The 26466-nt window shown below is 41.8% G+C and carries 17 protein-coding genes; 9 read left to right on the forward strand and 8 right to left on the reverse strand.

Features of this window, described 5'->3' with window-relative positions; translation table 11 throughout:
- Nucleotides 1-55 precede the first annotated feature (55 nt).
- From BLS64_RS06035 to uvrA, 4 genes are all read right to left on the reverse strand, one after another.
- On the reverse strand, nt 56-2470 hold the full coding sequence (locus tag BLS64_RS06035; protein WP_093112613.1) for an alpha-ketoacid dehydrogenase subunit alpha/beta: 2415 nt from the start codon (nt 2468-2470) through the stop codon (nt 56-58).
- A 195-nt stretch (nt 2471-2665) separates the two neighbouring features.
- Nucleotides 2666-5479, reverse strand: coding sequence for a gluzincin family metallopeptidase (locus tag BLS64_RS06040; protein ID WP_245693381.1), 2814 nt, complete (start codon nt 5477-5479; stop codon nt 2666-2668).
- Nucleotides 5480-5672: 193 nt separating this feature from the next.
- Complete coding sequence (locus BLS64_RS06045; RefSeq protein WP_093112614.1) at nt 5673-6362, reverse strand: LOG family protein; 690 nt, start codon at nt 6360-6362, stop codon at nt 5673-5675.
- A 19-nt stretch (nt 6363-6381) separates the two neighbouring features.
- Nucleotides 6382-9213 carry an excinuclease ABC subunit UvrA gene (gene uvrA, locus BLS64_RS06050; RefSeq protein ID WP_093112615.1) on the reverse strand — a complete coding sequence of 944 codons (2832 nt, stop codon included), beginning with the start codon at nt 9211-9213 and terminating at the stop codon, nt 6382-6384.
- Nucleotides 9214-9608: 395 nt separating this feature from the next.
- Here uvrA and BLS64_RS06055 point away from each other — a divergent pair, with 395 nt between their 5' ends.
- The 6 genes from BLS64_RS06055 (at nt 9609) to BLS64_RS06085 (ending at nt 18953) form a co-directional block, all read left to right on the forward strand.
- On the forward strand, nt 9609-10607 hold the full coding sequence (locus tag BLS64_RS06055) for a response regulator transcription factor (protein ID WP_093112616.1): 999 nt from the start codon (nt 9609-9611) through the stop codon (nt 10605-10607).
- A 156-nt stretch (nt 10608-10763) separates the two neighbouring features.
- Nucleotides 10764-12446: a thrombospondin type 3 repeat-containing protein gene (locus BLS64_RS15425; RefSeq protein ID WP_317039629.1), complete on the forward strand. Its 1683-nt coding sequence runs from the start codon at nt 10764-10766 to the stop codon at nt 12444-12446.
- Between the two features lie 153 nt (nt 12447-12599).
- The gene (locus BLS64_RS06065; protein ID WP_093112617.1) at nt 12600-13988 is read left to right on the forward strand and encodes a hypothetical protein; all 1389 of its coding nucleotides are present in this window, start codon (nt 12600-12602) and stop codon (nt 13986-13988) included.
- Between the two features lie 95 nt (nt 13989-14083).
- Nucleotides 14084-15022: a hypothetical protein gene (locus BLS64_RS06070; RefSeq protein ID WP_093112618.1), complete on the forward strand. Its 939-nt coding sequence runs from the start codon at nt 14084-14086 to the stop codon at nt 15020-15022.
- Between the two features lie 117 nt (nt 15023-15139).
- Nucleotides 15140-16804, forward strand: a complete 1665-nt coding sequence (locus tag BLS64_RS15430) for a thrombospondin type 3 repeat-containing protein (protein ID WP_218124600.1) — start codon at nt 15140-15142, stop codon at nt 16802-16804.
- Nucleotides 16805-17903: 1099 nt separating this feature from the next.
- Nucleotides 17904-18953, forward strand: a complete 1050-nt coding sequence (locus BLS64_RS06085; RefSeq protein WP_093112947.1) for a M12 family metallopeptidase — start codon at nt 17904-17906, stop codon at nt 18951-18953.
- A gap of 55 nt (nt 18954-19008) precedes the next feature.
- On the opposite strand, the gene ggt is transcribed toward BLS64_RS06085, so the two are convergent.
- Nucleotides 19009-20715: a gamma-glutamyltransferase gene (gene ggt / locus BLS64_RS06090; protein ID WP_093112620.1), complete on the reverse strand. Its 1707-nt coding sequence runs from the start codon at nt 20713-20715 to the stop codon at nt 19009-19011.
- Entirely contained in the window at nt 20712-21299 is a 588-nt protein-coding gene (locus BLS64_RS06095) for an acyl carrier protein phosphodiesterase (RefSeq protein ID WP_093112621.1), read from the reverse strand. Before BLS64_RS06095 ends, ggt begins: the two co-directional genes overlap by 4 nt.
- A gap of 147 nt (nt 21300-21446) precedes the next feature.
- On the opposite strand from BLS64_RS06095, the gene glmM reads away from it, so the two are divergent.
- Complete coding sequence (gene glmM, locus BLS64_RS06100; protein ID WP_093112622.1) at nt 21447-22838, forward strand: phosphoglucosamine mutase; 1392 nt, start codon at nt 21447-21449, stop codon at nt 22836-22838.
- Here the strand turns inward: glmM and BLS64_RS06105 are convergent.
- Nucleotides 22825-23736 carry a lysophospholipid acyltransferase family protein gene (locus BLS64_RS06105; RefSeq protein WP_093112623.1) on the reverse strand — a complete coding sequence of 304 codons (912 nt, stop codon included), beginning with the start codon at nt 23734-23736 and terminating at the stop codon, nt 22825-22827. The genes glmM and BLS64_RS06105 overlap by 14 nt on opposite strands.
- A gap of 52 nt (nt 23737-23788) precedes the next feature.
- Between BLS64_RS06105 and BLS64_RS06110 the strand changes: the two genes are divergently transcribed.
- Together BLS64_RS06110 and BLS64_RS06115 are read left to right on the forward strand one after the other, a co-directional pair.
- A complete protein-coding gene (locus BLS64_RS06110; RefSeq protein WP_093112624.1) occupies nt 23789-24442 on the forward strand; it encodes a rhomboid family intramembrane serine protease in 654 nt (217 codons plus the stop codon).
- Between the two features lie 44 nt (nt 24443-24486).
- Nucleotides 24487-25167, forward strand: coding sequence for an SIMPL domain-containing protein (locus BLS64_RS06115; protein ID WP_093112625.1), 681 nt, complete (start codon nt 24487-24489; stop codon nt 25165-25167).
- 77 nt (nt 25168-25244) lie between these two features.
- Here BLS64_RS06115 and BLS64_RS06120 read toward each other — a convergent pair whose 3' ends face one another.
- Nucleotides 25245-26378 (reverse strand): TlpA disulfide reductase family protein, encoded by a 1134-nt coding sequence (locus BLS64_RS06120; RefSeq protein WP_093112626.1) that lies wholly within the window; start codon nt 26376-26378, stop codon nt 25245-25247.
- Nucleotides 26379-26466 lie beyond the last annotated feature (88 nt).

Raw genomic sequence — 26466 nt, forward strand, 5'->3', positions numbered from 1 at the left:
AGCCACAGATACGTTTGAGTACTGTGGCTTTTCCAATTTATCTTTATCTGATATTTTATCTTAACTGCGGATATTTTCCGGGATTTGATTCGTGCATGATGGCATATACCTTTTCGAAAATATCTTCTACAGAAGGTTTTGAGAAGTAATCTCCGTCTGTTCCGTAAGCCGGACGGTGCTCTTTTGCAGTCAACGTTTGTGGTTTACTGTCCAGATACCTCCAGGCATTCTGCTCTTCAAGGACCTTTTGCATGATGTAGGCAGACGCTCCTCCCGGTACATCTTCATCTATGACTAGCAAACGGCTGGTTTTAGCCACACTTTTCACAACATCCTGGTTGAGATCGAACGGAAGTAAGGATTGCACATCTATGACTTCGGCGTCAATTCCTAACTCTAAAAGTTCTTTTGCAGCCTGTTCTACAAGGCGTAAAGTGGAACCATAAGACACCAGCGTGATGTCATTCCCTTCTTTCATCGTTTCCACAACTCCCAGAGGTGTCTTAAATTCTCCCAGGTTATTAGGCATCTTTTCCTTGAGACGGTAACCATTAAGCGATTCCACGATCAGGGCAGGTTCATCGCTTTCTAAAAGCGTGTTGTAGAATCCGGCTGCTTTGGTCATGTTTCGCGGAACGAGTACATGAATACCTCTCAACAGGTGAAGGATTCCGCCCATAGGAGAACCGCTGTGCCAGATACCTTCAAGCCTATGGCCTCTGGTTCTAATTATAAGCGGCGCCTTCTGTTTTCCAGCAGTACGATACTGTAGGGTAGCCAGGTCATCGCTCATGATCTGCAGGGCATACAACAGGTAATCCAGGTACTGAATTTCAGCGATTGGACGAAGGCCTCTCATGGCCATTCCGATTCCCTGTCCCAGGATGGTAGCTTCCCTAATTCCGGTGTCAGAAATGCGGAATTCTCCATATTTTTCCTGCAGACCTTCAAGTCCCTGGTTCACATCCCCGATCTCCCCGGTGTCCTCTCCAAAAATCAGAGATTCAGGATATTTTTCAAATATCTTATCAAAATTATCTCTCAGTACCACACGCCCGTCAACCTCTTCGGAATCTTCAGAATAAGCAGGAGCGACCGCATCTATATTCAAGGCGTTGTACTGTGAATCGCTGTACAGGTGACTGCTGTACTGTGGCTGCGTATCTTTGGTAAAAGATTCGATCCAGTTGATCAACTCCTGCTTGGCGTCAGATTCCTCGCCGATCATGTAACGAAGGGTCTTGCGAGCGGCCACTAAAAGGTCTTTTTTAAGCGGCTCCTTGTTTTCTGAAAGTTCTTTCTTCAGTTGAAGAATAAAAGTTTTATTTGAGCTGGATGCAGCCGCTTTATCCAATAAAGGCAGCACTTCCTGGTGTCTATGCTTTACCGGGGAAACATGTGCTTCCCAGGCCGCTTTCTTTCCGTCGCGAACTTCCTTCTTGACCTCCTTTTCAAGTGCCTGCAGTTCTTCTTCGGTAGCAATGTTCCCGGAGATCATCCATTCTCTCATCTTCACATTACAATCGTGCTCTCTTTCCCACTGAAGGCGCTCTTCGCTTTTATACCTTTCGTGTGAACCTGAAGTGGAATGTCCCTGCGGCTGAGTTAATTCCTTCACATGGATCAAGACCGGCGTATGGTTCTCGCGGGCTATCCTGCTTGCCTTTTCATAAGTTTCGATCAAAGCAGGATAATCCCAACCGTTTACGGTAAATATCTCGTACCCATTGTTCTTGTCTTCATCTTTTTGAAAGCCCTTAAGCACTTCAGAAATATTTTGCTTGGTGGTCTGGTGACGGGCATGCACAGAGATCCCGTACTCGTCATCCCATACGTTCATTACCATGGGTACCTGTAGCACCCCGGCCGCATTGATGGCTTCCCAAAAAAGGCCTTCGCTGGTACTCGCATTTCCAATGGTTCCCCAGGCGATCTCATTTCCGTTTTGAGAGAAATTTGCAGCATCAATGCCTTCTACATTTCGATATATTTTAGAAGCCTGAGCCAGTCCAACTAACCGGGGCATCTGCCCTGCAGTAGGGGAGATGTCTGCGCTGGAATTCTTTTGCTGAGTCAGGTTCTTCCAGGTTCCGTCTTCCTGAAGGCTGTGAGTGGCGAAATGCCCGCCCATCTGGCGGCCTGCAGAGCTTGGTTCCTGTTCTATATTGGTGGTGGCATAAAGGCCGGCAAAGAACTGCTGAATGTTCAGTGCGCCTATAGCCATCATAAAGGTCTGGTCTCTATAATATCCTGACCGGAAATCTCCATTTTGAAAAACTTTGGCCCAGGCAAGCTGCGGCACTTCTTTTCCGTCTCCAAAAATCCCGAATTTCGCTTTCCCGGTCAGCACTTCCCTTCTTCCCAGAAGGCTGCACTCCCGGCTGGTGACCGCAAGCCTGTAATCTTCAATGACTTGAGTCTTGAAATCTTCAAAAGAAATAGCACTTTTAGAGGAGGTTTCACTTTGCATAAATATGTATTTTATATATGCACAAATGTAAAAAAAACAATGATTAATTACAATTCAAAAATATGCGATTAAATTCCGTTTTTCTGAATTTAACCTCCTTATCAGTGAAAATTTTTCAGTGAAAAACCAAATAACAGAAGTTTATTAAAAATACTGAAATTATGTGAAAATCAGAAGGTTCTTTTTTTCAGACATTTAGAACCACTCACGGGTAAAGATCCCTAATATTGTTCTTAGATCAAGAGTAGCTATGAATCTTATCTTTTGATCGTAGCGGCCCGAAGTGAATTCCCAGCCGTCGCTGGAGTGGATGGGGAAGAAGATCTCGAAATAATCCTGAATGATACTTGCTCTTACTCCTGAATCATAAAGAAACTTGGCCGATTGATCCCTGTTCTTGACCAGGCCTGCATCGGCATAAGCGAAGATCCATTTCCAAATAGTGGTACTTGCGTTAACCGTAGAGATCCATTGATTGGCGAACTGCGGGTCCAGATCAGATTTAAAGCCACCTTCGGCCATGATGATCTGCTGACTGAAAATTCCGCTGGTCTCACTCCTCCCGTAGTAATTATAATCAAAAAGATAATCTGTAGGCCTGTCTAAAGCAAAGCTGAAATAATCTGAATTCGGCATATCATTATAGAAAAAGGCGCCGCCAAAGAAGCGTACATTGATTTGACGGTCACTGCGCAGGAGTTTTCGATATTCCAGTGTAAAAGAGGATTTCCCGAATTGTTCGGCTACCTGCAGGTCAACGCTTCCGGTCACATGCTCCACAAGCCCCGGATTGCTGTAGGAGTAATTGACATTGAACACGCTGTAATCGGCAACGTCAAGTGGTTCTTCCGGATTTTCATCCCTGTAGACGTTTACGTTCCTCACGACCAAAAATTCTTTCTGGCTATTCCTTAGGGGGCTATCCCTAAAGGACATGGTGAGGTAGGGGGTAAGCCGTTGATAGAAAAGGCCGTACCCATAAGAGAAACGACTGCCGCTTATTCCATACCTAAGTGCGTGCAAATGCTCATCTTCAAAGAATATTTCATGTGTAAGGCCGGCGCTTCCCACCAAAGTCTTACTTTCGGTCCCGTATAGCGGCGCTATTTCAAATTCAAAATTCTTGTTGAGCAAAGTGCTGTTATAGACCTTGGCGCCAAGAGAGAGACCGTCATATAAGTTGTACTCGGCCTGCGGCATAAAGAAGAGCTGGCTGTAGCGTGGATCTTCCACATCTTTAAGAAGACGAAATTGCAATGGTTTATTTATTATGGCTCCCACTTTGCGGTAGTTGTTTCGCTGGTTGATCTCGGGGACCTCGCCTTCATAATTCAGTGCAACAGTTTCTATTCCTTTTGAAGGAATGGAAACCACCCTGGTGTCTCTCACGTTCTCTACCCAGGTCTTATACACTACCTTGCCATTATTAAGCCCGTACAATGAAACAGGCATTCCATTTCCAGTCTTATTCTTGATAGTGATCTCCAGGGAATCACCTTCAATCTTCACATTACGTATTCTGAAATCGAGTTTTTCGTCAGTTTCGATGTAATCCTTAAAGAACCACTCAATGTCTTTGTCGGCATTTTTTTTCAGGATCTTTCTGAAATCTTCGGGATCAACAGGCTGTAAATTATAATCCTCATATAATTCTTTAATAGACTTGCTTACGGTTTCATTTGTCAAAAAATGATCGAGGTACTTAAAGCCAACTCCGGCCTTATAAGGATTCGCCAAATTCTTATTGAATTTCACCAGTGAATCCTGGGGTATGGAGAGTGGCTGATCCAGGTTTTGTCTTGCCATGAACAGGTAAAGCAGAGGATATTGATCATTGAATTCCAGGTCTGCAGCATGGAACCACCTTATTCCAATTACCTTGCTCAGGCTTCCTAATACTTTTAGATCTGGATAATTTTCGTTGACATACTCCATCATCAGGTATGTCTGGATCCCGTCAAAGATCCATTTCGACTCCCGAGGATTGAGCATAAGAGTATTCTGAAGGTAGTTCTGGGTAATCGTCTTAAACTGCTTCAAGTCATAATTGAATCCCTGCGGAAAAGGCCTTAGGAACTTTGGGAGCTGATTAAGACCGTATACAGGATTGGCTGCATATTGCTCCCGGGTGGAAAGTAGCTTATCGTGAGGATATGTTCCCAGGTTTTCTTCCAGAAAGTCAATAATCCGTTTTACAATAAGAGACTTGTGCACAGGGTTTAAGCCGTCGTCCTCCATATTGGTAAGAACGCGAAGATTTTCGGTTTCAATATCCTCAAAAACATAGCTTTGAGTGAGGAAAAGTTCGGTTTCCAGGCGGTCATATCCTGAAAGGCTAACCAACTTTGAATTTTCCTGCTGCTCAATATCTTCTACTTTAAGAGGGGAAATTGCAGCCAGGTGCGGGGGCAGGATGATGTCGATTTTAAGGTCTAACTTCGGAACGAAAAGGTCTCCCATATTCTTGTGGCTGTATACCTCCCAGCCATTCCTATATACGCCGGGGGTCAGGAACCAATATCTTAACTGGTATTTTCCGCGATTGGAATAACCAAAACGGGTAAAATCTTCACTTGGGATTTTGACCGAATAATTCAGGTTGATCACATATTCCTCTCCGGGTGCTATAGGATTGTCTGGAATAATACTGATAAGATCTGGGTGGCCCAGAGGTCTTTTCCAGGACAAGATCTCAAATTCTTTGTTGGATATCGAGTTTATTGTAGTTCCCCCTCTTTTTTCCTGCCTCGCAAAATGGAAATTTCGGTCATAATCTTCAAAAAATCTGCGAGCGAGAGGCGTTCTCTTGTCAGAAAAAGCATTGATCCAATCATTGAGATAGATCTCCTGTAACGTATCCTGACTTAGGTTGCGATACTCCAGCACCTGTTGCACATAGACAGATTTTGTAGAGTCGTTAAGGGTTGCTTTAAGATAGGTTTTTTGCTGCCCGTAAATACTGCCGCACAGGAGTAAGAAAAGTATTCCAAAAGTGCTTTTGCTGGTCAAGGTAATTCTAAGTGTAGAGATGGAATTGTACAATTGCTTCTTCAGGAGGGCAAGATATTGTTTTGATGAGTAAATATAAGGGGAATTAGTATTATTTTAGGAGTTTTCCGAACCAACGAGGAGGAATGATCTCTTATCAATAACAAACGGCTTTTCATCCCCGAAAAACCGTTTATTACAGATATTTTCCAAATTAGAAATTTGGACTTAAATTGTATTCTTCGTAGAACTTATCAAGGATCTCGATCACCTCTTCAGCCGTATCTACTACCTGGACAATATCGATATCTCCTGCACTAATGTTCTGGAAGGTATCGAGTAAAGTGGTTCTTACCCAATCTATCAACCCGCTCCAAAAATCACGTCCTACCAGGATAATTGGAAATTTGTCTATTTTGTTAGTCTGAATAAGGGTGATGGCTTCAAAGAGTTCATCCAGTGTACCAAAACCGCCGGGCATCACCACAAAGCCTTGAGAATACTTGACGAACATTACCTTTCTTACAAAAAAGTAGTCGAAATTGATGTTTTTGTCACTGTCTATATAAGGATTGTCATGCTGTTCAAACGGCAGGTGAATGTTTAGTCCTACAGAAGTACCTCCGGCGAGGTGAGCACCTTTATTTCCAGCTTCCATGACTCCCGGTCCACCTCCTGTAATGATCCCGTAGCCGTGCTCAACGATCTTCTTGGCCACCTCTTCTGTAAGTTTATAGTAGGGATTCTCGGGCTTGGTACGTGCAGATCCAAAAATGGAAACGCAGGGGCCAATTTGACTTAATTTTTCATATCCGTTCACGAACTCTCCCATGATCTTAAAAATGGCCCAGGAGTCGTTCGTTTTTATTTCATTCCAGCTTTTGTTCCTTGTTTCTGTTCTCATAAATTATTTCGATTGCCTGCTAAATTAGCTCTTTTTGAAGAAACTGTGCAGTATAACTTTTCTTGTGTTTCGCTACTTCTTCGGGCGTACCGGTAGCCACGACTTCCCCGCCATTCCTTCCGCCTTCATACCCGATATCAATGATATAATCTGCGATCTTGATCACGTCCAGGTTATGTTCTATAATAAGAACTGTATTTCCTTTATTGGTGAGTTTATTCAGCACCTCCATCAACACCCTGATATCTTCAAAATGGAGCCCTGTAGTGGGTTCATCAAGTATATAAAAGGTGTTACCGGTGTCTCTTTTTGAAAGCTCGGTGGCCAGTTTGATCCTTTGGGCTTCCCCACCCGAGAGAGTAGTGCTTTGCTGCCCAAGGGTGATATATCCCAGGCCAACATCTTTAATGGTCTTTAATTTCCTGTATATCTTTGGAATGTTCTCAAAGAAGATTGTAGCTTCATTGATGGTCATTTCGAGTACATCTGAAATCGATTTCCCTTTATACCGAATTTCCAGCGTCTCCCGGTTGAATCGTTTTCCCTGGCAGGTCTCACATTCCACGTAAACATCGGGCAGGAAATTCATTTCAATTACCCGCAGGCCTCCGCCTTTACAGGTTTCACACCTTCCGCCTTTGACGTTGAAACTGAAGCGTCCTGGTTTATACCCCCTTATCATGGCCTCAGGTGTCTTGGCAAAAAGACTTCTCACTTCAGAAAAAACACCTGTGTAAGTCGCAGGATTGGAGCGAGGTGTGCGGCCAATGGGCGTCTGGTTAATATCTATAACCTTATCGATGTGTTCCAGGCCTTTGATGCGCGTATAAGGCATCGGCTTTTTTACTCCGTTAAAATAATGAGCATTCATAATAGGGTAGAGGGTCTCGTTAATAAGAGTAGACTTCCCGCTTCCCGAAACTCCCGTCACGGCGATCATCTTTCCCAATGGAAAAGTGACCGAAACGTTTTTGAGGTTATTCCCGGTGGCTCCTATTAACTCTATGCTTTTGCCATTTCCCTTACGCCTTTTCTTCGGAACTTCGATCTCCATGCTGCCGTTAAGATAATTGGCGGTAATGGTATCGTGCTTCCTGATCTCCTCAGGGGTGCCCTGGCTGATGATCTCTCCGCCATGCCTTCCCGCTTCGGGGCCTATATCAATAACATGGTCCGCACGTTCTATCATGTCCTTATCATGCTCCACCACAAGTACCGAATTTCCCAGATCCCTCAGGGACACGAGGGAATTGATCAGTTTCTCATTGTCCCGCTGATGCAGCCCTATACTCGGCTCATCCAGGATATAAAGAACCCCTACAAGCTGAGAACCGATCTGGGTGGCCAGCCTAATACGCTGCGCTTCACCTCCCGAAAGAGTTTTTGATCCGCGATTCAGTGAAAGATAATCCAGCCCAACATTCAGGAGAAACTGTAATCTTACGTTTATTTCCTTAATGACTTCGGAAGCGATCTTCTTTTGCTTTTCAGTCAGTTCAGGTTCTAATTCCTTAAACCATTCGGCAAGGTGAACGATATCTTTTTCAGCGAGGTCGGCAATGCTTTTTTCGTTTATCTTGAAATAGAGGGACTCCTTTTTTAATCGGCTGCCGTTACATTCGGGGCAAACGATCTTGTCCATATATTCCTTCGCCCATCGGCGTAAGGAGGTAGATTCATTCTTGTTGTAAGTTTCCTCAATGAAACTGGCCACCCCTTCAAAATCTATTTTTAGGTCGCGGGTTATTCCAAGAGTTTTCGATTCTTTGGAGAATTTTTCCTTTCCGCCGTAAAGGATCATTTCAAGAGCTTCTGCAGGAATGTCTTTTATGGGATCATTAAGAGAGAATTCAAAGCGCTCAGCGATCATTTCAAGCTGTTTGAAGATCCAGTTTTTCTTTTGCGGACCATGCGGAGCAAGCGCGCCTTTTTTGATGCTCAGGCTTTTGTCGGGCACGATCTTATCGGGATTAACTTTGTGAAGGGTCCCTATGCCGTTACAAACCGGGCAGGCTCCTTTTGGAGAGTTGAAAGAAAAATTATTGGGTTCCGGGTTAGGATAGGAGATGCCGGTAGTAGGACACATCAGGTTTCGGCTGAAGTATTTTAGCTCTTCAGAATCCTGTTCCAGGATCATCAAAACATCATCACCGTGGTACATGGCGGTCTTGATGCTCTCGCTAAGCCGATTTTCGACCTCTTCTTTAGAAGTGATCTTTAGCCTATCCACAACGATCTCGATATCGTGGGTCTTGTAGCGGTCCAGTTTCATACCCTTTACGATATCCCGAATTTCCCCATCGACTCTTACCTTAACAAAGCCCTGTTTGGCGATCTGCTCAAAAAGCTCACGATAATGCCCTTTTCTGGACCTAATTACCGGCGCAAGTACGTTTACTTTTTTATTTGTAAATTTTTCAATAATGAGTTCGCGAATTTGTTCATCTCCGTAGCTCACCATTTTCTCACCCGTATTGTAGCTGTAGGCATCACTGGCCCGTGCGTATAACAACCTGAGAAAGTCATAGATCTCTGTAATGGTTCCTACAGTACTGCGGGGACTTTTACTGGTGGTTTTCTGTTCGATCGCGATCACCGGGGAAAGCCCGTCTATCTTGTCTACATCGGGTCGTTCGAGTCCTCCAAGGAATTGCCGGGCATAAGCAGAAAAAGTTTCGATATACCTGCGCTGGCCTTCGGCATAAATAGTGTCGAAAGCAAGGGAAGATTTTCCGGAGCCGGAAAGGCCGGTGATGACCACTAACTTTTCGCGGGGTATTCGTATATCAATATTCTTTAGGTTGTGAACTCGCGCCCCTAAAATCTCAATATATTCTTCAGTAACAGCCATAAATTTATTCAAGAGGGCAAAGGTACTGAAACTGTATAAATTAATAAAGCAGCCCCTATCTCTGTTAAACTATTGATAAGACCTCTTAAACTATTGAAAAGGCTTCCTACAAATCAAAATCTTTTTCCTTCCAATTTTATCATAAACCTACGCTTAAAGGATAAAAATTTTCATAATTAAACATAATATGGTGGATAAAATGCAATTTTAACTTATTAATTGTCAGAGTAATACCACGTAAAATTAGCATTAATTTTAAACTAGAAGACCTACCTTTATCCTTGTAATCAGGGAGTTATCCCTGGCTTTGTCCCTCTACAACCGCTTTTTGGAGCATGGTGTGTATGAAACTTCCTTAGTAGGAAGATAATGTAAAAAATGGTTGACAAAATACTATGGAAAAGAAACAACTACTACTAATTACCAAGAACACAAATTTAACCTCTGACCTAGATAATGAAGCCTGTCAATTTTACGAGATAACTACCGTAAAAAGCATTCATGCAGGTTATCCTTTAGCACTTAGTTATCTTCCAGATGTCGTGGTTATAGATCATTCTTCCCTTGGGCCCGATTCCTTACGCAGCCTAACGAACTTTAAATCTACTCATTTTCTAAATAAAAGCTTTCTCTTTCTTCTGGTGAGCCCTGAAGACAGACCTTTTATAAATAAAAAGATCAAAGATCAAGTAGACGGGATCCTGCAGGCTAGAACTAACTGTAAGGACCTTGTTGAGCAAATTGAGGACACCATAAAAATGAAGCGCTGTTTGACCAATTATTGGAAAGATGCTTTTATGGGCCTTTTCAACTTATTGGGAAATCCTGTGATCCTTCTCCAGGATGAGAAAATCATTGCTATGAACGACGCCTTTAAAAGGGATTTCTTTGTTGCTAAACCACACCAAATGAGACTGTCAAATCTTATGACAGAGCAAAATCAATTGAAGATCAAGGAAACCCTACGCAAATTTGATAAAAGCAAACATATGAAAGCCAGTACTACTGCGGCATTGCAGATGAATGGCAAATTAAGGGAAGCCAAGATCACCTTTTCCAAACTGGATAAGAATCTGAGAGGCCAGTTGGTCATGATGATCAACTTAACCGGAAAAGAACTTCCTATCAACGAAGAAATTGGTTCTTCTTCCCCTGAAATAGAAAATTGTTTTTCCAATTCTAATGATCATGAGGAAAGGGAATTCACCAAAAGGGAGAAAGAAGTGATCACCTTATTATGTAAAGGTTATAAAACAAAAGAAATTTCTGAAGCGCTGTGTATCTCTACCAAGACCATAGAGAAACACCGCTCCAATATTATCAAAAGAACCCATTCAGGAACTATTGTCGAGAGCATTGTTTTCGCTCTTAACCATAATATGATAGAGATCTAAAAAATAGGGGTTTTTCCCCATTGATGAGGATTAGGATAAATCCTACATTTAAAATGCTTGTAAGAAAAGCACAAAATGAAGTTTATTAACCATTCTAATATTTATTAATCAAAAACCTTTTCAATTATGAAGAAAATTAAATTATTCTTTGCGTTTATGGGGGTATTCGCATTGTTGTTTTACGCCTGTAGTAAGGACGAAAATAACGTGAATCCTGATGAGAAAGCAACTTTGTCTTTTGGGGCAATAGTACAGGATCTGGCAAATAAATCTGCCAATAAACAGGAGATCGGAGATATACCGGCGTGTAGTGATGATGACGCCGCTTATGTGGAGATCATCTTGATGCAGGGAGATCAGGCAGTTGTAGGAGCTGAAGGAGCTCCCTTTAGAGTAGATCTTGTTTCGGGACAGGTGTTTACAGAAGAAGTTCCCGAACTGGAACTTGACCCTGGAACTTACTCACTGGAACATTTTGCGGTTTACAACGAAGGGGGAGAACTTATCTGGTTAGCGCCAAAAGGAGGAGTTTTAGCTGATTTCGTTGATAACGCACTACCATTAAGTATAAACCTGGGAGCAGGGGTTAAAAAGTATGTTGATGTTTCTGTTTTGTGTTATGACGACAGGGATGTGAACCAGTACGGATATTTGTTCTTTGAACTTGATGCTACAGAGGCTGTAGAATTCTGCTTCTTTGCTAACTACTGTCCACCTGGAGAAGATGGAAAACACTACACCGCCAATTATAGCGTAAACATCTGGTGGGGAACTGACGCCACAGGAACTCCATTATATACCGGTGTTACACCTGTAACCGGAGTGAATGAGGACGGAGATTATTTTGCCGAGCCAGCATGTTTCGTATTACCAGACAATGATGATCTAAACACACCATATCTATATTATGAAGTAACACTTCTTGATTGGCCAGATAACTACGGAACTGTCGCTCCGGGAACTGTGATTTCAGGTACGCTTACCGCTCAGGATATCATGGATAATTTTGATGGAGAAAATAACGTCAACTATGAACACCTAAGGTTCAACTGTGATGGTGAAACCCCACCTCCGGGCGATGATGATGACGATGGTGTGCCTAATGATGATGACAACTGTCCTTTGATTCCTAATCCAGACCAGGCAAACTCAGATGATGATAGCCATGGTGATGCATGTGATAATTGTCCACTAGACACTAATGAAGATCAGGCAGACACTGATGAAGACGGAGTAGGAGATGAATGTGATATCTGCCCAGGCTATGATGATGCTGCAGACATGGATGAAGACGGTATACCTGACGATTGCGATAATTGTCCAAATGTGTGGAATCCAACACAACTTGATACTGACGGAGATGGTGAAGGAAATGCCTGTGATCAAACCCCAGGTGGAGATAACGGTGGAGATACCGGAGATGTAGTGGAAAACTGCGAAACTGCTATTATGTATGGTGACACTACCTTCTGGGATCTAGGATTAGCCAATAACCGTTGGGGATGGGCTGAACACGTAGGTGTTGGCGAAGATGGAACCAATGGTCCTGGCGTTTATCAAATTTGGGCAGCAGCCGGACAAAATGATTTGGAAAAAGGTTACTGGGTAGGTAATGTGACCGTTACTGCAGAAGGTGATGAATACACAATTGAACTTGAAGCATTTGAGGGTAATGAATTCAGTGATATTCATGTTTATATAGGCGAAGCCGAACCTACTACCTCAGCTCCTGGTCAGTTCGATAATACTGATGAAGACGGAATGAGCTATTCATTTACTGATGAAGATGGAGGCGGATTCTGGCTGATAGTTCATGTACAGGCTTGTCCTGCAGACTAATAGATTAAATAAACTGCACCGGGTTTCCCGGTGCAGTTAAACAAACGCCCCGAGTTACGTGAGGCTTAAAAAAGGAATTATTTAACCATTATATATTAATCAAAAACCAAAATTCTTATGAAAACAATTTCAAGCTACTTATGTTTAATCGCAATGTTCGCATTGGTCTTTACTTCATGTAGTAAAGATGAACCAGCTGTTGCTGACGACAGCTCAAACAAAGCCAGCCTATCATTTGGGGCTATTGTAAATGACCTCGCTTCAAAATCAGGTAACAAGCAAACCACCACAGATGATCTGCCGGTATGTACAGAAGACACCCCGGCCTATGTAGAAGTTGTTCTTTCCCAGGGAGGAACGGCTGTAGTGGGATCAACAGATGCTCCTTTTAGAGTAAATCTGGTTGCAGGACAGGTTTTTACTGAAGAAGTGCCTGAACTGGAGTTGGAGCCTGGTACTTATTCTCTTGATCACTTTATGGTATACAATGACGCAGATGAATTGATCTGGGTTGCACCAAAAGGTGGCGTGTTGGCAGACTTTATCGATAACCCACTGCCAATGGACATCAATCTTGGAGCAGGAGTTAAAAAGTATGTTGACGTTTCTGTTCTTTGCTACGATGACAGGGATGTTAACGAATATGGATACCAGTTCTTCGATATCGACACTAACGAGGCGATAGAGTTCTGTATCTTCGGTAACTATTGCCCACCATCTGGAAGACACTATCCTGCTGAATACAGCGTGAGTGTATGGTCAGGAACCAGTGCCGCAGGAGCTCCTCTTTATACCAATGTTTCTAATGAAACCGGGTACTACGAAAATGGAGACTTCTATGCAGAACCACTTTGCTTTGCTCTTCCGGACAAAGAAGGTGTTGATAACTACTACTTCGAGATCACATTAAGATCATCTGATGAATATGGAGAAGTAACTGAGAGAGTTATCAGAACCGGATCTATAACAGATGATATTGTAAAAGCTTTCTTTGATGGTGATAACAATCTTGATTACTATCACTTTAGAGAAGGTGAAGGATGTGGAGATGATTCTGCACCGATCTTTGAAGATCCTGAGTCTGAAGCAGATTACTACAAGACTTGTGCTTATCCAATGAACGATAGCAAGTCAGTTGCTTTGACCTACCTTGAAGTACAGGGTAACACTTTAAAAGCAACAGTTCTTGCGGCAGGTGTTACTCCAAACCAGCAACATGCACAACACCTTCACGGATTTGAAGATGGAACTAATTCAACTTGTCCACCTATGGAAGCCGATGAAAATGGAGATGGTTGGATCAGTCTGGAAGAAGGTGCGCCTTATTACGGAGCACCCAAACTTTTCCTCGACAATGAAGATGGGTCATTCCCGGCTGCCAGTGCACAAGGTTTTTATACCTATACAAGAACTTTCGACCTAAACGGAATGAACTTACCGGCATGGGAAGATATGTCTGTAGTAGTTCACGGCGGTAATGCAGGAGGAGAATACATAGGAAACCTTCCTGTAGCTTGTGGAGAAGTTTCAAACTTAGACTAGTAAAGTAAAGAGGCCAAAAGGCAACTTTTGGCCTCTTTTTAAAAAGTGAACTAATAATTAACCATTCTAAATATTAATCAAAAACCAATTATCTAATGAAAACTTTTAAAACCTATGTAAGCTTTTTGGCAATTTTTGCAATGCTTTTCACCTCTTGTAGCAAAGATGAAGACACTGCAGTAAACCCCGAATCTGACAAAGCCAGTCTCTCTTTCGGAGCACTGGTAGAAGACCTCACTAATGAATCTTCCAACAAACAATCTACTGATGTTATAGGAGACCTTCCTTTTTGTACCGATGATACTGCTGCTTATGTAGAGATCGTACTTATGCAGGGAGATACTGAAATAGTGGGAACCGAAGCGGAACCTTTCAGAGTTGACCTGGTAGCAGGACAATTATTCACTAAAGAAGTTTCTGAACTGGAACTAGATCCAGGAGCTTACTCTTTAGAGCACTTCGCAGTTTACAATGCAGAAGGTGCTTTGATCTGGCTAGCACCAAGAGCTGACGGTACTTTGGCTCAGTTTGTAGACAATGCACTTCCTTTGGATATCAATCTTGGAGCCGGAGTTAAGAAGTATGTAGATGTTTCTGTTATCTGCTATGATGACCGTGACGTAAACCAATATGGTTATATGTTCTTTGAACTGGACATCAACAGAGCCTTTGAATACTGCTTCTTTGCAAACTACTGTACTCCTGAAGGACGTCACTATCCAGCCCATTATTCTGTAGATATTTCTATAGATGGAAATGTTATCTACAGTGGAGTAGTGAATACTACCGGAACTAATGAGGACGGTGATTTCTATGCAGACCCATTATGTTTCGCTCTTCCAGATCTTGCTGAATATGGTGATGATGAAGAGTATATTGACTATACAGTAACCCTACTAGACTGGGAAGGTGCTTATGGAGATGTTGACCAAATGGAGATCAGCGGAAGCCTGAGCAGAGCTGAAGTGATGGCGAAATTTGACGGAACCGAAGCAGTGGAATATGACCACCTGAGATTCGGATGTGATCAATAAGATCATTGAATAAATGGAATTTCTGACGGGTGGAAAGCTATTGCTTATCCGCCTGTTGGAGCTTCCATATTATAAAAATTAACCATTCTAATAATTATTAATTAAAACTAACAGACTATGAAGAAATTCAATTTTTACTTGAGTTTTCTGGCAGTTTTTGCGCTGCTCTTTACTTCATGTAGTAAAGATGAAGATTCGGGTGTAAACCCAGACTCCGAAAAGGCCACTTTGTCCTTTGGAGCAATAGTACAGGATCTGGCAAATAAATCCTCCAATAAGCAATCTGAAATTGGAGATATGCCAGAATGTACAGACGATACCGCTGCATATGTAGAGATCGTACTTATGCAGGGAGAAGACGAAGTTGTAGGAACCACAACTGAACCATTTAGAGTAGACCTGGTAGCAGGACAACTTTTTACAGAAGAAGTTCCAGAACTAGAGTTAACCCCCGGGACCTATTCTCTTGATCACTTCGCAGTATATAATGAAGAAGGAACATTGATCTGGTTAGCTCCAAAAGGAGGTGTGCTGGCTCAATTTGTTGACAATCCTCTGCCACTAAATATTAATCTTGGTGCAGGAGTTAAAAAATATGTAGATGTTTCTGTGATCTGTTATGATGACAGAGATGTGAACCAATATGGATATATGTTCTTTGAACTGGATATGAATGAAGCCTTTGAATACTGCTTCTTTGCAAACTATTGTACTCCAGAAGGACGTCACTTCCCTGCTAGATATTCTGTAGACATTTCTATTGACGGAAATACTATTTACAGTGGAGTAGAGAATACTACAGGAACTAACGAAGACGGAGATCTATTCGCTGAGCCATTGTGCTTCGCACTGCCTAATATTGAAACATATGGTGATGAAGAGGAATACATTGACTATACCATCACCCTGTTAGATTGGGATGCTGAAGGTGCTTATGGCGATGTAGAGCAAATGGTAATAACCGGAAGCTTAAGCAGAGCTGAGATCATGGCCAATTTCGACGGAGAAGAAGCCGTAGAGTATGAGCACCTAAGATTTGGATGTGATGATGGTCAGGTACCTGAAGATTCAGATAATGACGGTGTTATAGACTCTGAAGATGATTGTCCAAATGAAGCAGGACCAGCGTCCAATAATGGCTGTCCTGTAGAGGATCAGGATTCAGATAATGATGGAGTGGTAGATTCCATTGATGAATGTCCTGATACTGAAGCCGGAGTTGAGGTTGATGAAGTAGGATGTCCTGTAGAGGAAGGTGATGAGGATAATGACGGCGTAGTTGATTCTATTGATGAATGCCCTGGTACTGAATCAGGCGTTGAAGTCGATGAAGTAGGATGTCCAATTGAGGATGACGATGAGGATAATGACGGGGTTGTAGATTCCGTAGATCAATGTCCAAATACTCCTGAGGGGACAGAAGTTGACGAAGTGGGTTGTCCAATTCAAATAGCTGATTGTATTCCAGCTCCTGTAACAGGATGTGAAACTTCAGAAGCTACAACTCTTACAGTTGAGGATGGATTTGTAATTTCTCAGGAATTTTATGGGGATATTACAGTTCAGGTTGATGAAGCTACTGGAAATCTAACTGTAGGTGTAACTCCTGTTGCTCCCTACGAATTGACAGATCTTCAAGTGTATGTTGAGTCTGAAGCACTGATCCAGTGTTATTCAACCACTGAGCCCGAATCAGGTGTAACTGGAACAGTTGAAGGAGATTTTGGTGATGCTGCCTTTGATGTGGAAGTTACCGTCAACTATTGCGACGTTTCCAATTAATATAGTTTTTATAAACTCCTTTGAAAAAAGCTGTCCTTCTGGGCAGCTTTTTTTATACTCATGGCCTGTCCTGAAACAAAGACCGGCTTACTTATGAAACCACTTAAGAACAAGTGGTAAAGCGTAACCAGAAAGATTAATTTGGGCTTTAAATTAACAGTTGTATAGGAGATAGAAAAAGGTTCAAAATGACTCATAAGCCCAAGATCCTTATTGAACATAGGGCCGGAGTACGACTTTGTTTTGATAAACAAAAACATGGTATCTTAATCTGAAATCATCTAAGCTTTGTTTAATATCCAGATGAAAGGTAACACCGGCTCAGAAAATTAAAAGTAAGATGGCTTTCTGGATGAAATAGAATATAGATCCCTTGCACCAGGAGGTATATATTGTCATCAGAAAAAGTTGTCTCCCAACCGATCCTGGAGTATCCAATATTCAAAAAAAAGTAATCACTTTACTTATTATTCGTTAGGTGGTTAGCGACAAGAAGGTATGTGCCGGTTTTTAGCCTCAGAATTCGGGATAATGTTCTTCCAGTAGCTTAAAAGCAACCTTTACAATGTCTTCTCAAGGGATAAAAACCATTGTCACTTATTTCAAAACTATAATGTTCACTCCTTTTTAATTTACTGGTTTTTACTTGTTCTTCTTTTTAACACATTCCTTTCCAGAAAAAATTAAATCTTTTTAAAACTGTTTATTCTTCTTAACAGAAAATACTTATTGTCAGAGTGTTAAAATTTAATTAAAAAGGTTTAAAAAAATATTAATTTATATTTTTGGACCAGATTAAAGTATATAAAATCTCGTTAATCTGAAACATGAATTTTTTCAAATGATCTAAAAAATGGGCCTGTTTAAAGGATTAGCGAATTAGATTTAAAAAAGAAAGATCATTTAAAAGTTAAAGTTTACAGAATTTTTTTTTTGGCACAGTTATTACAAATGTTACAGCAGAGAATCAAATTAAGATTTTTTTATGTTTTCAGAATCTAGCTTTAACGAAAAATTGGAAATCATCAAAACCTATAATAATCATAAAAGCAATGTACTACCCAAAGGTATGTTGCTAACTAATGCAAAACACCTACTTATGAGAAAGTTGAAATTTGTTTATTTGTTGCCAGCTTTGGCTTTATTGGCGTCATGTAGTAAAGACGATCCTAATGAATTAGAAGAAGTAGACGGTACGGAGACTGCCGTAGAAATGGTTGAAACAGATGCGATGGCTGAAGTTGCTAATGCTGATGCTCCCGGAAGTGTACGTGAAATGTACTTTGGGGGTCATAAAGTTCCTGTTGAAGAATTTAATGGGGAATATGTTTATCAGGGAGACATAATTTTACCAAATGACATGGTATCTGCAGAAGAAGTGCAGGTAGTGTATGATAAGGGAGATTCGCCTGAGAACAAAAGTGTGGGGCGAACTTCGGCAAGATGGCCAAATAATACTGTATATTATGCCATAGACAGTAATTTAGATAATAAATCCAGGGTATACGATGCTATATCTCACTGGGAGTCAAAAACCAATATTCAATTTGTTGAGAGAACTTCGCAATCCAATTATGTCTATTTCGTGAGCGGATCAGGTTGCTCCTCTTATATTGGAATGATTGGGGGAAAACAGAATATTACGCTTTCCAGCAGCTGCTCTACTGGAAATACTATTCATGAAATAGGTCACGCAATAGGCCTGTGGCACGAACAAAGCAGGGTAGACAGAGAGAACTACATCACTATTAATTATGGTAATATCCAGAGTGGAAGAGAACATAATTTTTACACATATGCCGATCAGGGATTTGATGGAGCAGAGTTCACCAGTGCTCTAGATTTTGGATCTATAATGATGTATGGTTCGTATTCCTTTTCTGCTAATGGGCAGCCTACTATTGTTAAAAAAGACGGAAGCACTTTTAACATTCAAAGAAGTGGTCTATCGTCAGGAGATGTTACTGGAATTAATAATATGTACCCTTATAGCTCGGGTGGTGAGACCGAAGAGGAAATTTATGTAAACGGGGAGACCTATTACATAAGTGGATTAACAGTGCTTCGTTATCTTGATACCTGGTATTTCAGTACTAAATACGGATATAAACGAGTAGAATTGATCAATGATAGATGGTATTGGGTGTAAGATATCCAATCAAGAATTGTAAGATAACCCGGCTTTACGCCGGGTTTTTTTATGTTTAAAAACCAACGGCAGTATCATCGCCCCTGTGATCTGCACCGCCTTCAAGCCAGCCGTTGTCCAGCTTTAAGATCGCATCTACCTTTCCCAGGATCCTGGAATTTCTTTCATTTAATTCATATCCTTTTGCTCTTAGTTCTTCCAAAAGTTCAGGATCAAAAGAGTCGGGTTCAAACACGATTTCGTCAGGAAGCCACTGGTGGTGGAACCTTGCCACATTCACAGCCTGTTGCATGGTAAGGCCATATTCGGTAACGTTTAGGATTGTTTGGAGGACCGAGGTTATGATAGTAGAGCCTCCGGGAGACCCCAGGACCATGAACAATTCTCCATCCTTCTCAACTATAGTTGGGGTCATTGAACTCAGCATTCTTTTCTGCGGTTCTATAGCGTTTGCCTCAGCGCCAATAAGGCCGAACATGTTGGGTACTCCGGGCTTTGCACTGAAATCATCCATTTCATTGTTCAGGAAAAAACCAAGCTCTTCTGCATAAAGCTTTGAGCCGTAGGCGCCGTTAAGCGTAGTAGTAACTGATACTGCATTCCCATACTGGTCTACTATTGAATAGTGGGTTGTTTCCATACTTTCATAACCGGGTATATTTCCATGACTTATTTCTACTGAAGGAGTGGCTTTATCAAAACTGAAGGATTTCATTCTATTGTGTAAATATTCCACACTTGTGAGGAAGGAGGTGGGGATTTCCACAAAATCGGGATCTCCCAGAAAATGACTCCTGTCGGCATATGCTCTTTTTTCTGCTTCGGTTAAAACCTGAATTGATCTCAAAGAATTGTGTCCGAATTTTCTCAAGGGGTAAGGTTCGACCATCTTGAGGATCTGGGAAAGTACAATTCCGCCGCTCGAAGGCGGTGACATCGAGAGCACAGTATAATCTTTATATTTTACAGATATCGGCTCCCGCCATTTAGCTTCATAGGCAGCCAGATCTTCTAAAGTGATAATGCTTCCATGGCTTTGGAGAAAATCTATCAGTTGCTTCGCAACCTGCCCCTCATAAAAAACCTCTTTTCCACCTTCCGCAAGAAGTTCCAGCGTATTAGCAAGCGCCGGATTTTTAATTGTATCTCCAGATTGGTGTTGCCTTGCAAAAAGTATGGTGTCTATATTCACTTCCAGGAAAAGATCCCGGTAATGCTCGAAATTCCTCGCCTGATTATCGGAGACCGCAAATCCCTTTTCAGCCAGTGCGATCACAGGAGCTAATAAGTCCTTCATGGGTTTGGACCCAAATTTTTCATGGGTAGCGAATATTCCTGCTACCGTTCCCGGGACACCTACGGCCAGTCCTCCCAAGCGGCTCCTTTCAGGAACAACTTCTCCATTCTCATCCAGGTACATATCCCTGTGGGCTCTTAAAGGTGCTTTTTCTCTGTAATCCAATGCGCCCGTCTCCCCATCAGCCATTCTATAGACCATAAAGCCACCTCCGCCGAGGTTTCCTGCAAAGGGATAAACTACTGCCAGGGCCATTTCTGTAGCCACCATAGCGTCAAAAGCGTTCCCGCCGGACTTCAGAACTTCTAATCCTATTTTAGAGGCTTCCTCACGGGCAGAGACCACCATCGCGTTTTTGGCTGTTACGCCACGGCCTTCCTTAAGGTGGGTGGCCGGAAGTTCTTGAATTGTTGTTTTACAGGAGAGGTGTAGGGCGATAAAAGCCCATAGTAGAATTCTTTTCATAAAAGGGATTTGATCTTTTGGTCTGAATATTCCTGCAGATCTGGAAAAAAGGTCCTGAAATCGGTTTCAAACTCAGAATAATGTTCCTTAAGCTCTTTGACGGCTTCATCCATTTTTGATCTGCCTTTGGTGCGCCGGTTCATTTGATACAATATGCGTTTAATTCCTTCGATGCTCGCATAGCTCAACAGCCAATTGTCTTCAACCATGTAAGGGTAAAATTGCTGTACTGCACTGGGAAGTATAGAGAATCTTTTCTTCAGTAGCAGGTAAAAATCGGCTATAAAGTCCTCCAGTGGCCGGTCGGAATAGTAGCTCCAGTTCGAAGCCAGGAAATGGTCGTAAAATATATCCACTATCACCGGACTGTAATGACTGTAATTTTTGTAAAGTCGACCGGCACTTTTTCTAACCACAGGGTGAGCATCTGTATAAGTGTCTATTGCGCGATGCAGAAGGATGCCTTTTTGAATTCCCGGAGGATAATCAAGATATTTCCTGCCCTTTATTGAATCGGCGATAAAATTCCCAACGGTGAGCTCCTCATCTTTTCCTGATAGATATATATGGGCAAGAAAATTCATGCAGACTAAGGTACTAATTTGACTGTTTAATTTTTGTTAAGTTTTGTTACTGCTTCAGAAGCCTTGTATATTTGTATGCCTTCGGAAGAAATCCTGTTCATAGGACGTTGTGAGCCGAAGTTAATTTCTAATACTAAACCAACTTTAATGACCTTAATAAAATCGATTTCCGGAATTCGAGGAACAATTGGAGGAAAGCCTTCAGATAATCTTACACCTATAGATGCAGTGAAATTTGCAGCGGCATATGGCAGCTGGCTTAAAGAACGTACAGAAGGAGATTCAGTGAAAGTAGTGGTGGGAAGAGACGCCCGAATTTCGGGAGAAATGATCCAGCAACTGGTAATGAACACGCTCATAGGCCTGGGAATTGATGTCATAGATCTTGACCTGTCCACAACCCCTACTGTAGAAGTGGCGGTGCCAATGGAGAAGGCCAACGGCGGGATCATCCTTACAGCCAGCCATAATCCCAAACAGTGGAACGCTCTTAAACTGTTGAATGAAAAAGGGGAATTCTTAAGCGGTTCTGACGGCGCTGAGATCCTGGATATGGCTGAAAAAGCCACTTTTGAATTCGCAGATGTAGACTCTCTTGGAAATATTAAACCGGCCACTCATTATATCGATACTCATATTGAAGAGGTGGTAATGCTGCCTTTGGTGGATGCAAAAAAGGTTTCTGAAGCCAATTTTACAGTAGCAGTTGATGGGGTGAATTCCACAGGAGGTATCGCTATTCCGCGTTTACTGAAAAGGCTGGGAGTGAATGTGATCGAGTTGTACTGTGAACCTACCGGTCATTTTCCGCATAACCCGGAACCTTTGAAAGAACACCTTACAGACATCTGCCAACTTGTTAAGGAAAAGAATGCCGATCTTGGTATTGTGGTCGACCCGGATGTGGATCGTCTAGCTTTTATCAGCGAGGATGGAGAGATGTTTGGAGAGGAGTATACCCTGGTGGCCTGTGCCGATTATGTGTTGAGCAAAACCCCCGGAAATACCGTGAGTAACCTCTCTTCTTCAAGGGCGTTGCGAGACATCACTCAAAAACACGGTGGAACTTATAAAGCGAGTGCCGTGGGCGAAGTAAATGTAGTTCAGCTAATGAAGGATACCAATGCCATTATTGGTGGGGAAGGCAATGGAGGGATCATTTTTCCTGAATTGCACTATGGAAGGGATAGTCTTGTGGGAGTAGCTTTATTCCTGACCTATTTAGCCGAGAAAAAAATGAAGGTTTCTGAACTTCGTAAAACCTATCCTTCCTACTATATGAGCAAAAATAAGATCGAACTAACACCCGAACTGGATGTGGATAAGATCCTTAAAGATGTGGAGGAAAAATATGATTCAGAAGAAGTGTCTACGGTAGACGGTGTAAAAATAGATTTTGAGGATCACTGGGTGCACCTGAGAAAATCGAATACAGAACCTATTATCAGGATCTATACAGAGGCCGGTTCACAACAAAAGGCCGATGAGGTTGCACAAAAAATGATCTCCGAGATCAAAGAAATAGCTAATCTGGTTTAATGACTACGGCATCATGAGGGATGGAAGCATTCCGGTGTTTCCATCTTTTGTGGGTCCAGAGATAATACTCGGGAGCCTTTTTTATCTGTGCTTCCAGTAAGCTGAAGTATTGGCGGGTAATTTCATATTCAGGCTCTTGTTTCGGCTGGCAGGTAAGGGGTTTAAATGTAGCTACGTAATACCCCCTCTTCACTTTTTCTACATGAAGGTAGACCACTGCCATATCCAGGCTTCTTGAAAGTTTTTCTGTTCCTGTAAATACCGGAACACCTATTCCCATAAATTTGGCCCAGGCTCGGGTTCGGCTTAATTTAGGAGATTGATCTGCGATCATTGCGTATACCCCTAAAATTCCTTTTTCCTGGTTTTCGGTTATGGTCTTGGTAGCTTTGCTGGTCGATATTAAAACTCCGTCGTATCTCCCACGTATGTCTTTTGCCAGCTTGTCAAAATATCTGTTCTTGACCTTTTTATAAATTCCGAAGCCTTTATAATCCAACCCATATAGTTGTAGTGCGTTCATCCATTCATAACTGGCGTAATGCCCACAGGCAAGGATAATGCTCTTGTTCATCTTCCTGATCTTTTGGAGTTCCTCCAGGTTGGTAAAGGTGAACCGCTTTTTCAGCTCTTCATTTGAAATAGAAATGCTCTTGATCATTTCAAGGAACATATCTACCATGTGCTTGTAGAACTTTTTTCTTGTTTTGTTTATTTCTTCGGAAGACTTTTCTGGAAAGACCAGCTCTAGGTTTGAAGTGACTGTTTTTCTGCGATACCTCACCACATGATACACCAGCACATATACCACATCAGAAACCATGTAGAAGAGTTTGAAGGGTAAAATGGAAACAAACCAGAGCAGGGGGTAAGCAAGCCAGAAAACTAAACGCTGCATGAAAAAAATTTAGGCAAATATATGCTATATTTGGCAGTAAACAGAACCGTTCATGGGAGATTTAAACCTGGTGACCATACTGGTAATTGCCACCAACGTCATCATTTCATACAAAGGATTTAAAGATAGATATTTTTTTGACCGATATAAATTCAACGCAGCAGCCGTAAAAAGAGGGGAGAAACTCAGAATTCTTTCTTCCGGATTTCTTCACGTAGACACCTCCCATCTTTTCCTGAACATGTTAACCCTTTATTTCTTTGCCGATGTGGTAATAGATTCTATGGGTACCATTGGATTTTTACTGATCTATTTTGCCAGCCTTCTTGTGGGTAACCTGCTTTCCTATTACTTTCATAAACACGATTATTCCTATAACGCCGTAGGTGCCAGCGGGGCGGTTTCAGGGATAATTTATGCAGCCATACTGTTGTACCCTGATATGAGCCTGTATCTTTTCTTGATACCAATTCCCATTCCGGCTTATGTCTTCGGAATTGGTTATATGCTGTATTCTATCTACGGAATGAAAAGACAATTGGGAAATATTGGTCACGATGCCCATTTTGGAGGAGCCGTAGGGGGTTACCTTCTAACGTTGGTACTTGCGCCGTGGATCTTTACAGATCATTTACTGATGGTCATTCTCCTTGCTATCCCAATTGTATTATTATTTTTTCTGCAAAAAGCGGGGAAAATAGGATAATTGGTATTGATTTTGCCAAAAACAAAAACTAAACCAAATTTGTTATGAAAAAACTGATTTTTACCCTCTCTCTATTTGTATGTATAGCCGGAATGGCTCAGGAAAAACCTGTATCACTGGTCAACGTTACCGGCGAAGGTACCGTAAAAGTGGTTCCCGATAAAGTGGTTATAAGGGCCAGAATAGAACATACGGGAAAAGATGCTACTGAAGTTAAGGCGCAAAATGACAAGGTTGTAAATGATGTGATCAAGTACCTGAAATCACAGGATATTCCTTCCAAAAATTTTCAGACCGAATACATTACCCTAAATAAAGATTATAATTACCAGTCTAAAGAAACCTTTTATTCAGCTAACCAGGCTATTTCTATTACCCTTGATGATCTTAGCAAATACGAGAAGCTTATGAGCGGTTTACTTGAATCTGGTTTGAACAGGATCAATGGGATCCAGTTTCAGTCGTCCAAAAGAGAAGAACTGGAATCTGAAGCCCGCAAAAAGGCTGTTTTAGATGCGAGGCAAAAGGCTGAGGAATTTGCAGGAGCACTAGGGCAGGAAATTGGAGCTGCTCATACCATCAGCGAGATAGAAAATGGAAATTACCCTCTACCCATGTACCGAACCATGGAAATGAAGGCTGCAGATAGTGAGCAGCAGGAGACTTTGGCTCCGGGAGAAATGGAGATCACGGCAAAAGTTAATATTGGATTTCTTCTGAAGTAGATAACTGAGAAAACTTAAAATGAAAAAGCCTCCAAAATTGCATTTTTGGAGGCTTTTTCTATAAGTGTGTTAGAATATTAATTGGAAGCTTCAGCGTTCAAAAGTTCACCAACCTTTTGCTCAAGACTTTCGCCTCTTAAATTCTTTGCTACGATATTTCCCTCCTTATCAAGAAGGAAGGCTGCAGGAATAGCCCTTACCCCATATTGAGCAGCGATAGGATCCTGCCAGAACTTAAGGTTTGAAACATGATTCCAGTTACCTAAATTATCATCTTCAATAGCTTTTATCCATTTGTCCTTTTGACCGGGACGGTCAAGAGAAACCTGAATTATATTAAAACCTTTGTCGTGGTATTTTTCATAAACCTTTACGATATTAGGATTCTCAACTCTACAAGGCTTACACCAGGAGGCCCAAAAATCAACCAAAGTTACCTCGCCCAGTGCCTCTTGAAGCGACAGCTCGTTACCTTCGGGGGTTGGAGCGCTAAAACCGGGTGCTTTGTTGCCTACATCGGTGCGACTCATGTTCTTCAGGTTTTGATCAAGATTTTGAGCCAGGGAAGTTTGTTTTACTTCCGCAGAAAGATTATCAAAGAGAGTCCTGAGTTCAGAAGTAGAATACATTTTAGTGTTCAGCATATCCTGAAGTACCATTACCGATACTATAGAATTTGGGTTCTGGCTTACCAGTTCCTTTTTGTTCACTTTATCCTTATCGGTGATCTCCTGCTGAGTTTGCTGTAGAGCCTTCAGTTTCGCTGTATCCTGAGTGGAAAAAGCCTCTCTCATGGCGTTTCTTGCCTCACCCATTTTCCTGTTATTCTCCTTGATCTCACCCAGGTAATTGTAAAGGATCTCGTTATCTTTTCCGCCCGTCACTGTAGAGGCGTAAAGACTGTCCGGGTAAATAGTAAAAGAGATAGGGGTATTGTCGGCGATATATAAAATATTACCCCTGGTACCTTTTAAATTCAGGAAACTAATGGCCGGACTGTCTTTTTCAGGCAGGTCAAGCTCAAATTTTCCATCAACTACTTGTACGGTATCAACGGGTACAGTTTGAGTATTACTTTCATTAAGTTCAGAAACATAGATCTCTTGTCCTTCGGTAGCGTTTTCTACCGTTCCGCTGATGAAGTAGCCTTCTTTGTCCTCCTCACAGGAAGCAAAAGCAGCAAGTACACCAAGCATTAAAATTTTGCGCATAATTAATTGTTTTGTGCAAAAATAATCAACTTGTATTTGTGCGGAACCCCATTTGTATAAAATATTGTTAATATAAAGAGCCAATTCA

The sequence above is a fragment of the Salinimicrobium catena genome (genome assembly GCF_900102915.1).
Classification (GTDB): Bacteria; Bacteroidota; Bacteroidia; order Flavobacteriales; family Flavobacteriaceae; genus Salinimicrobium; species Salinimicrobium catena.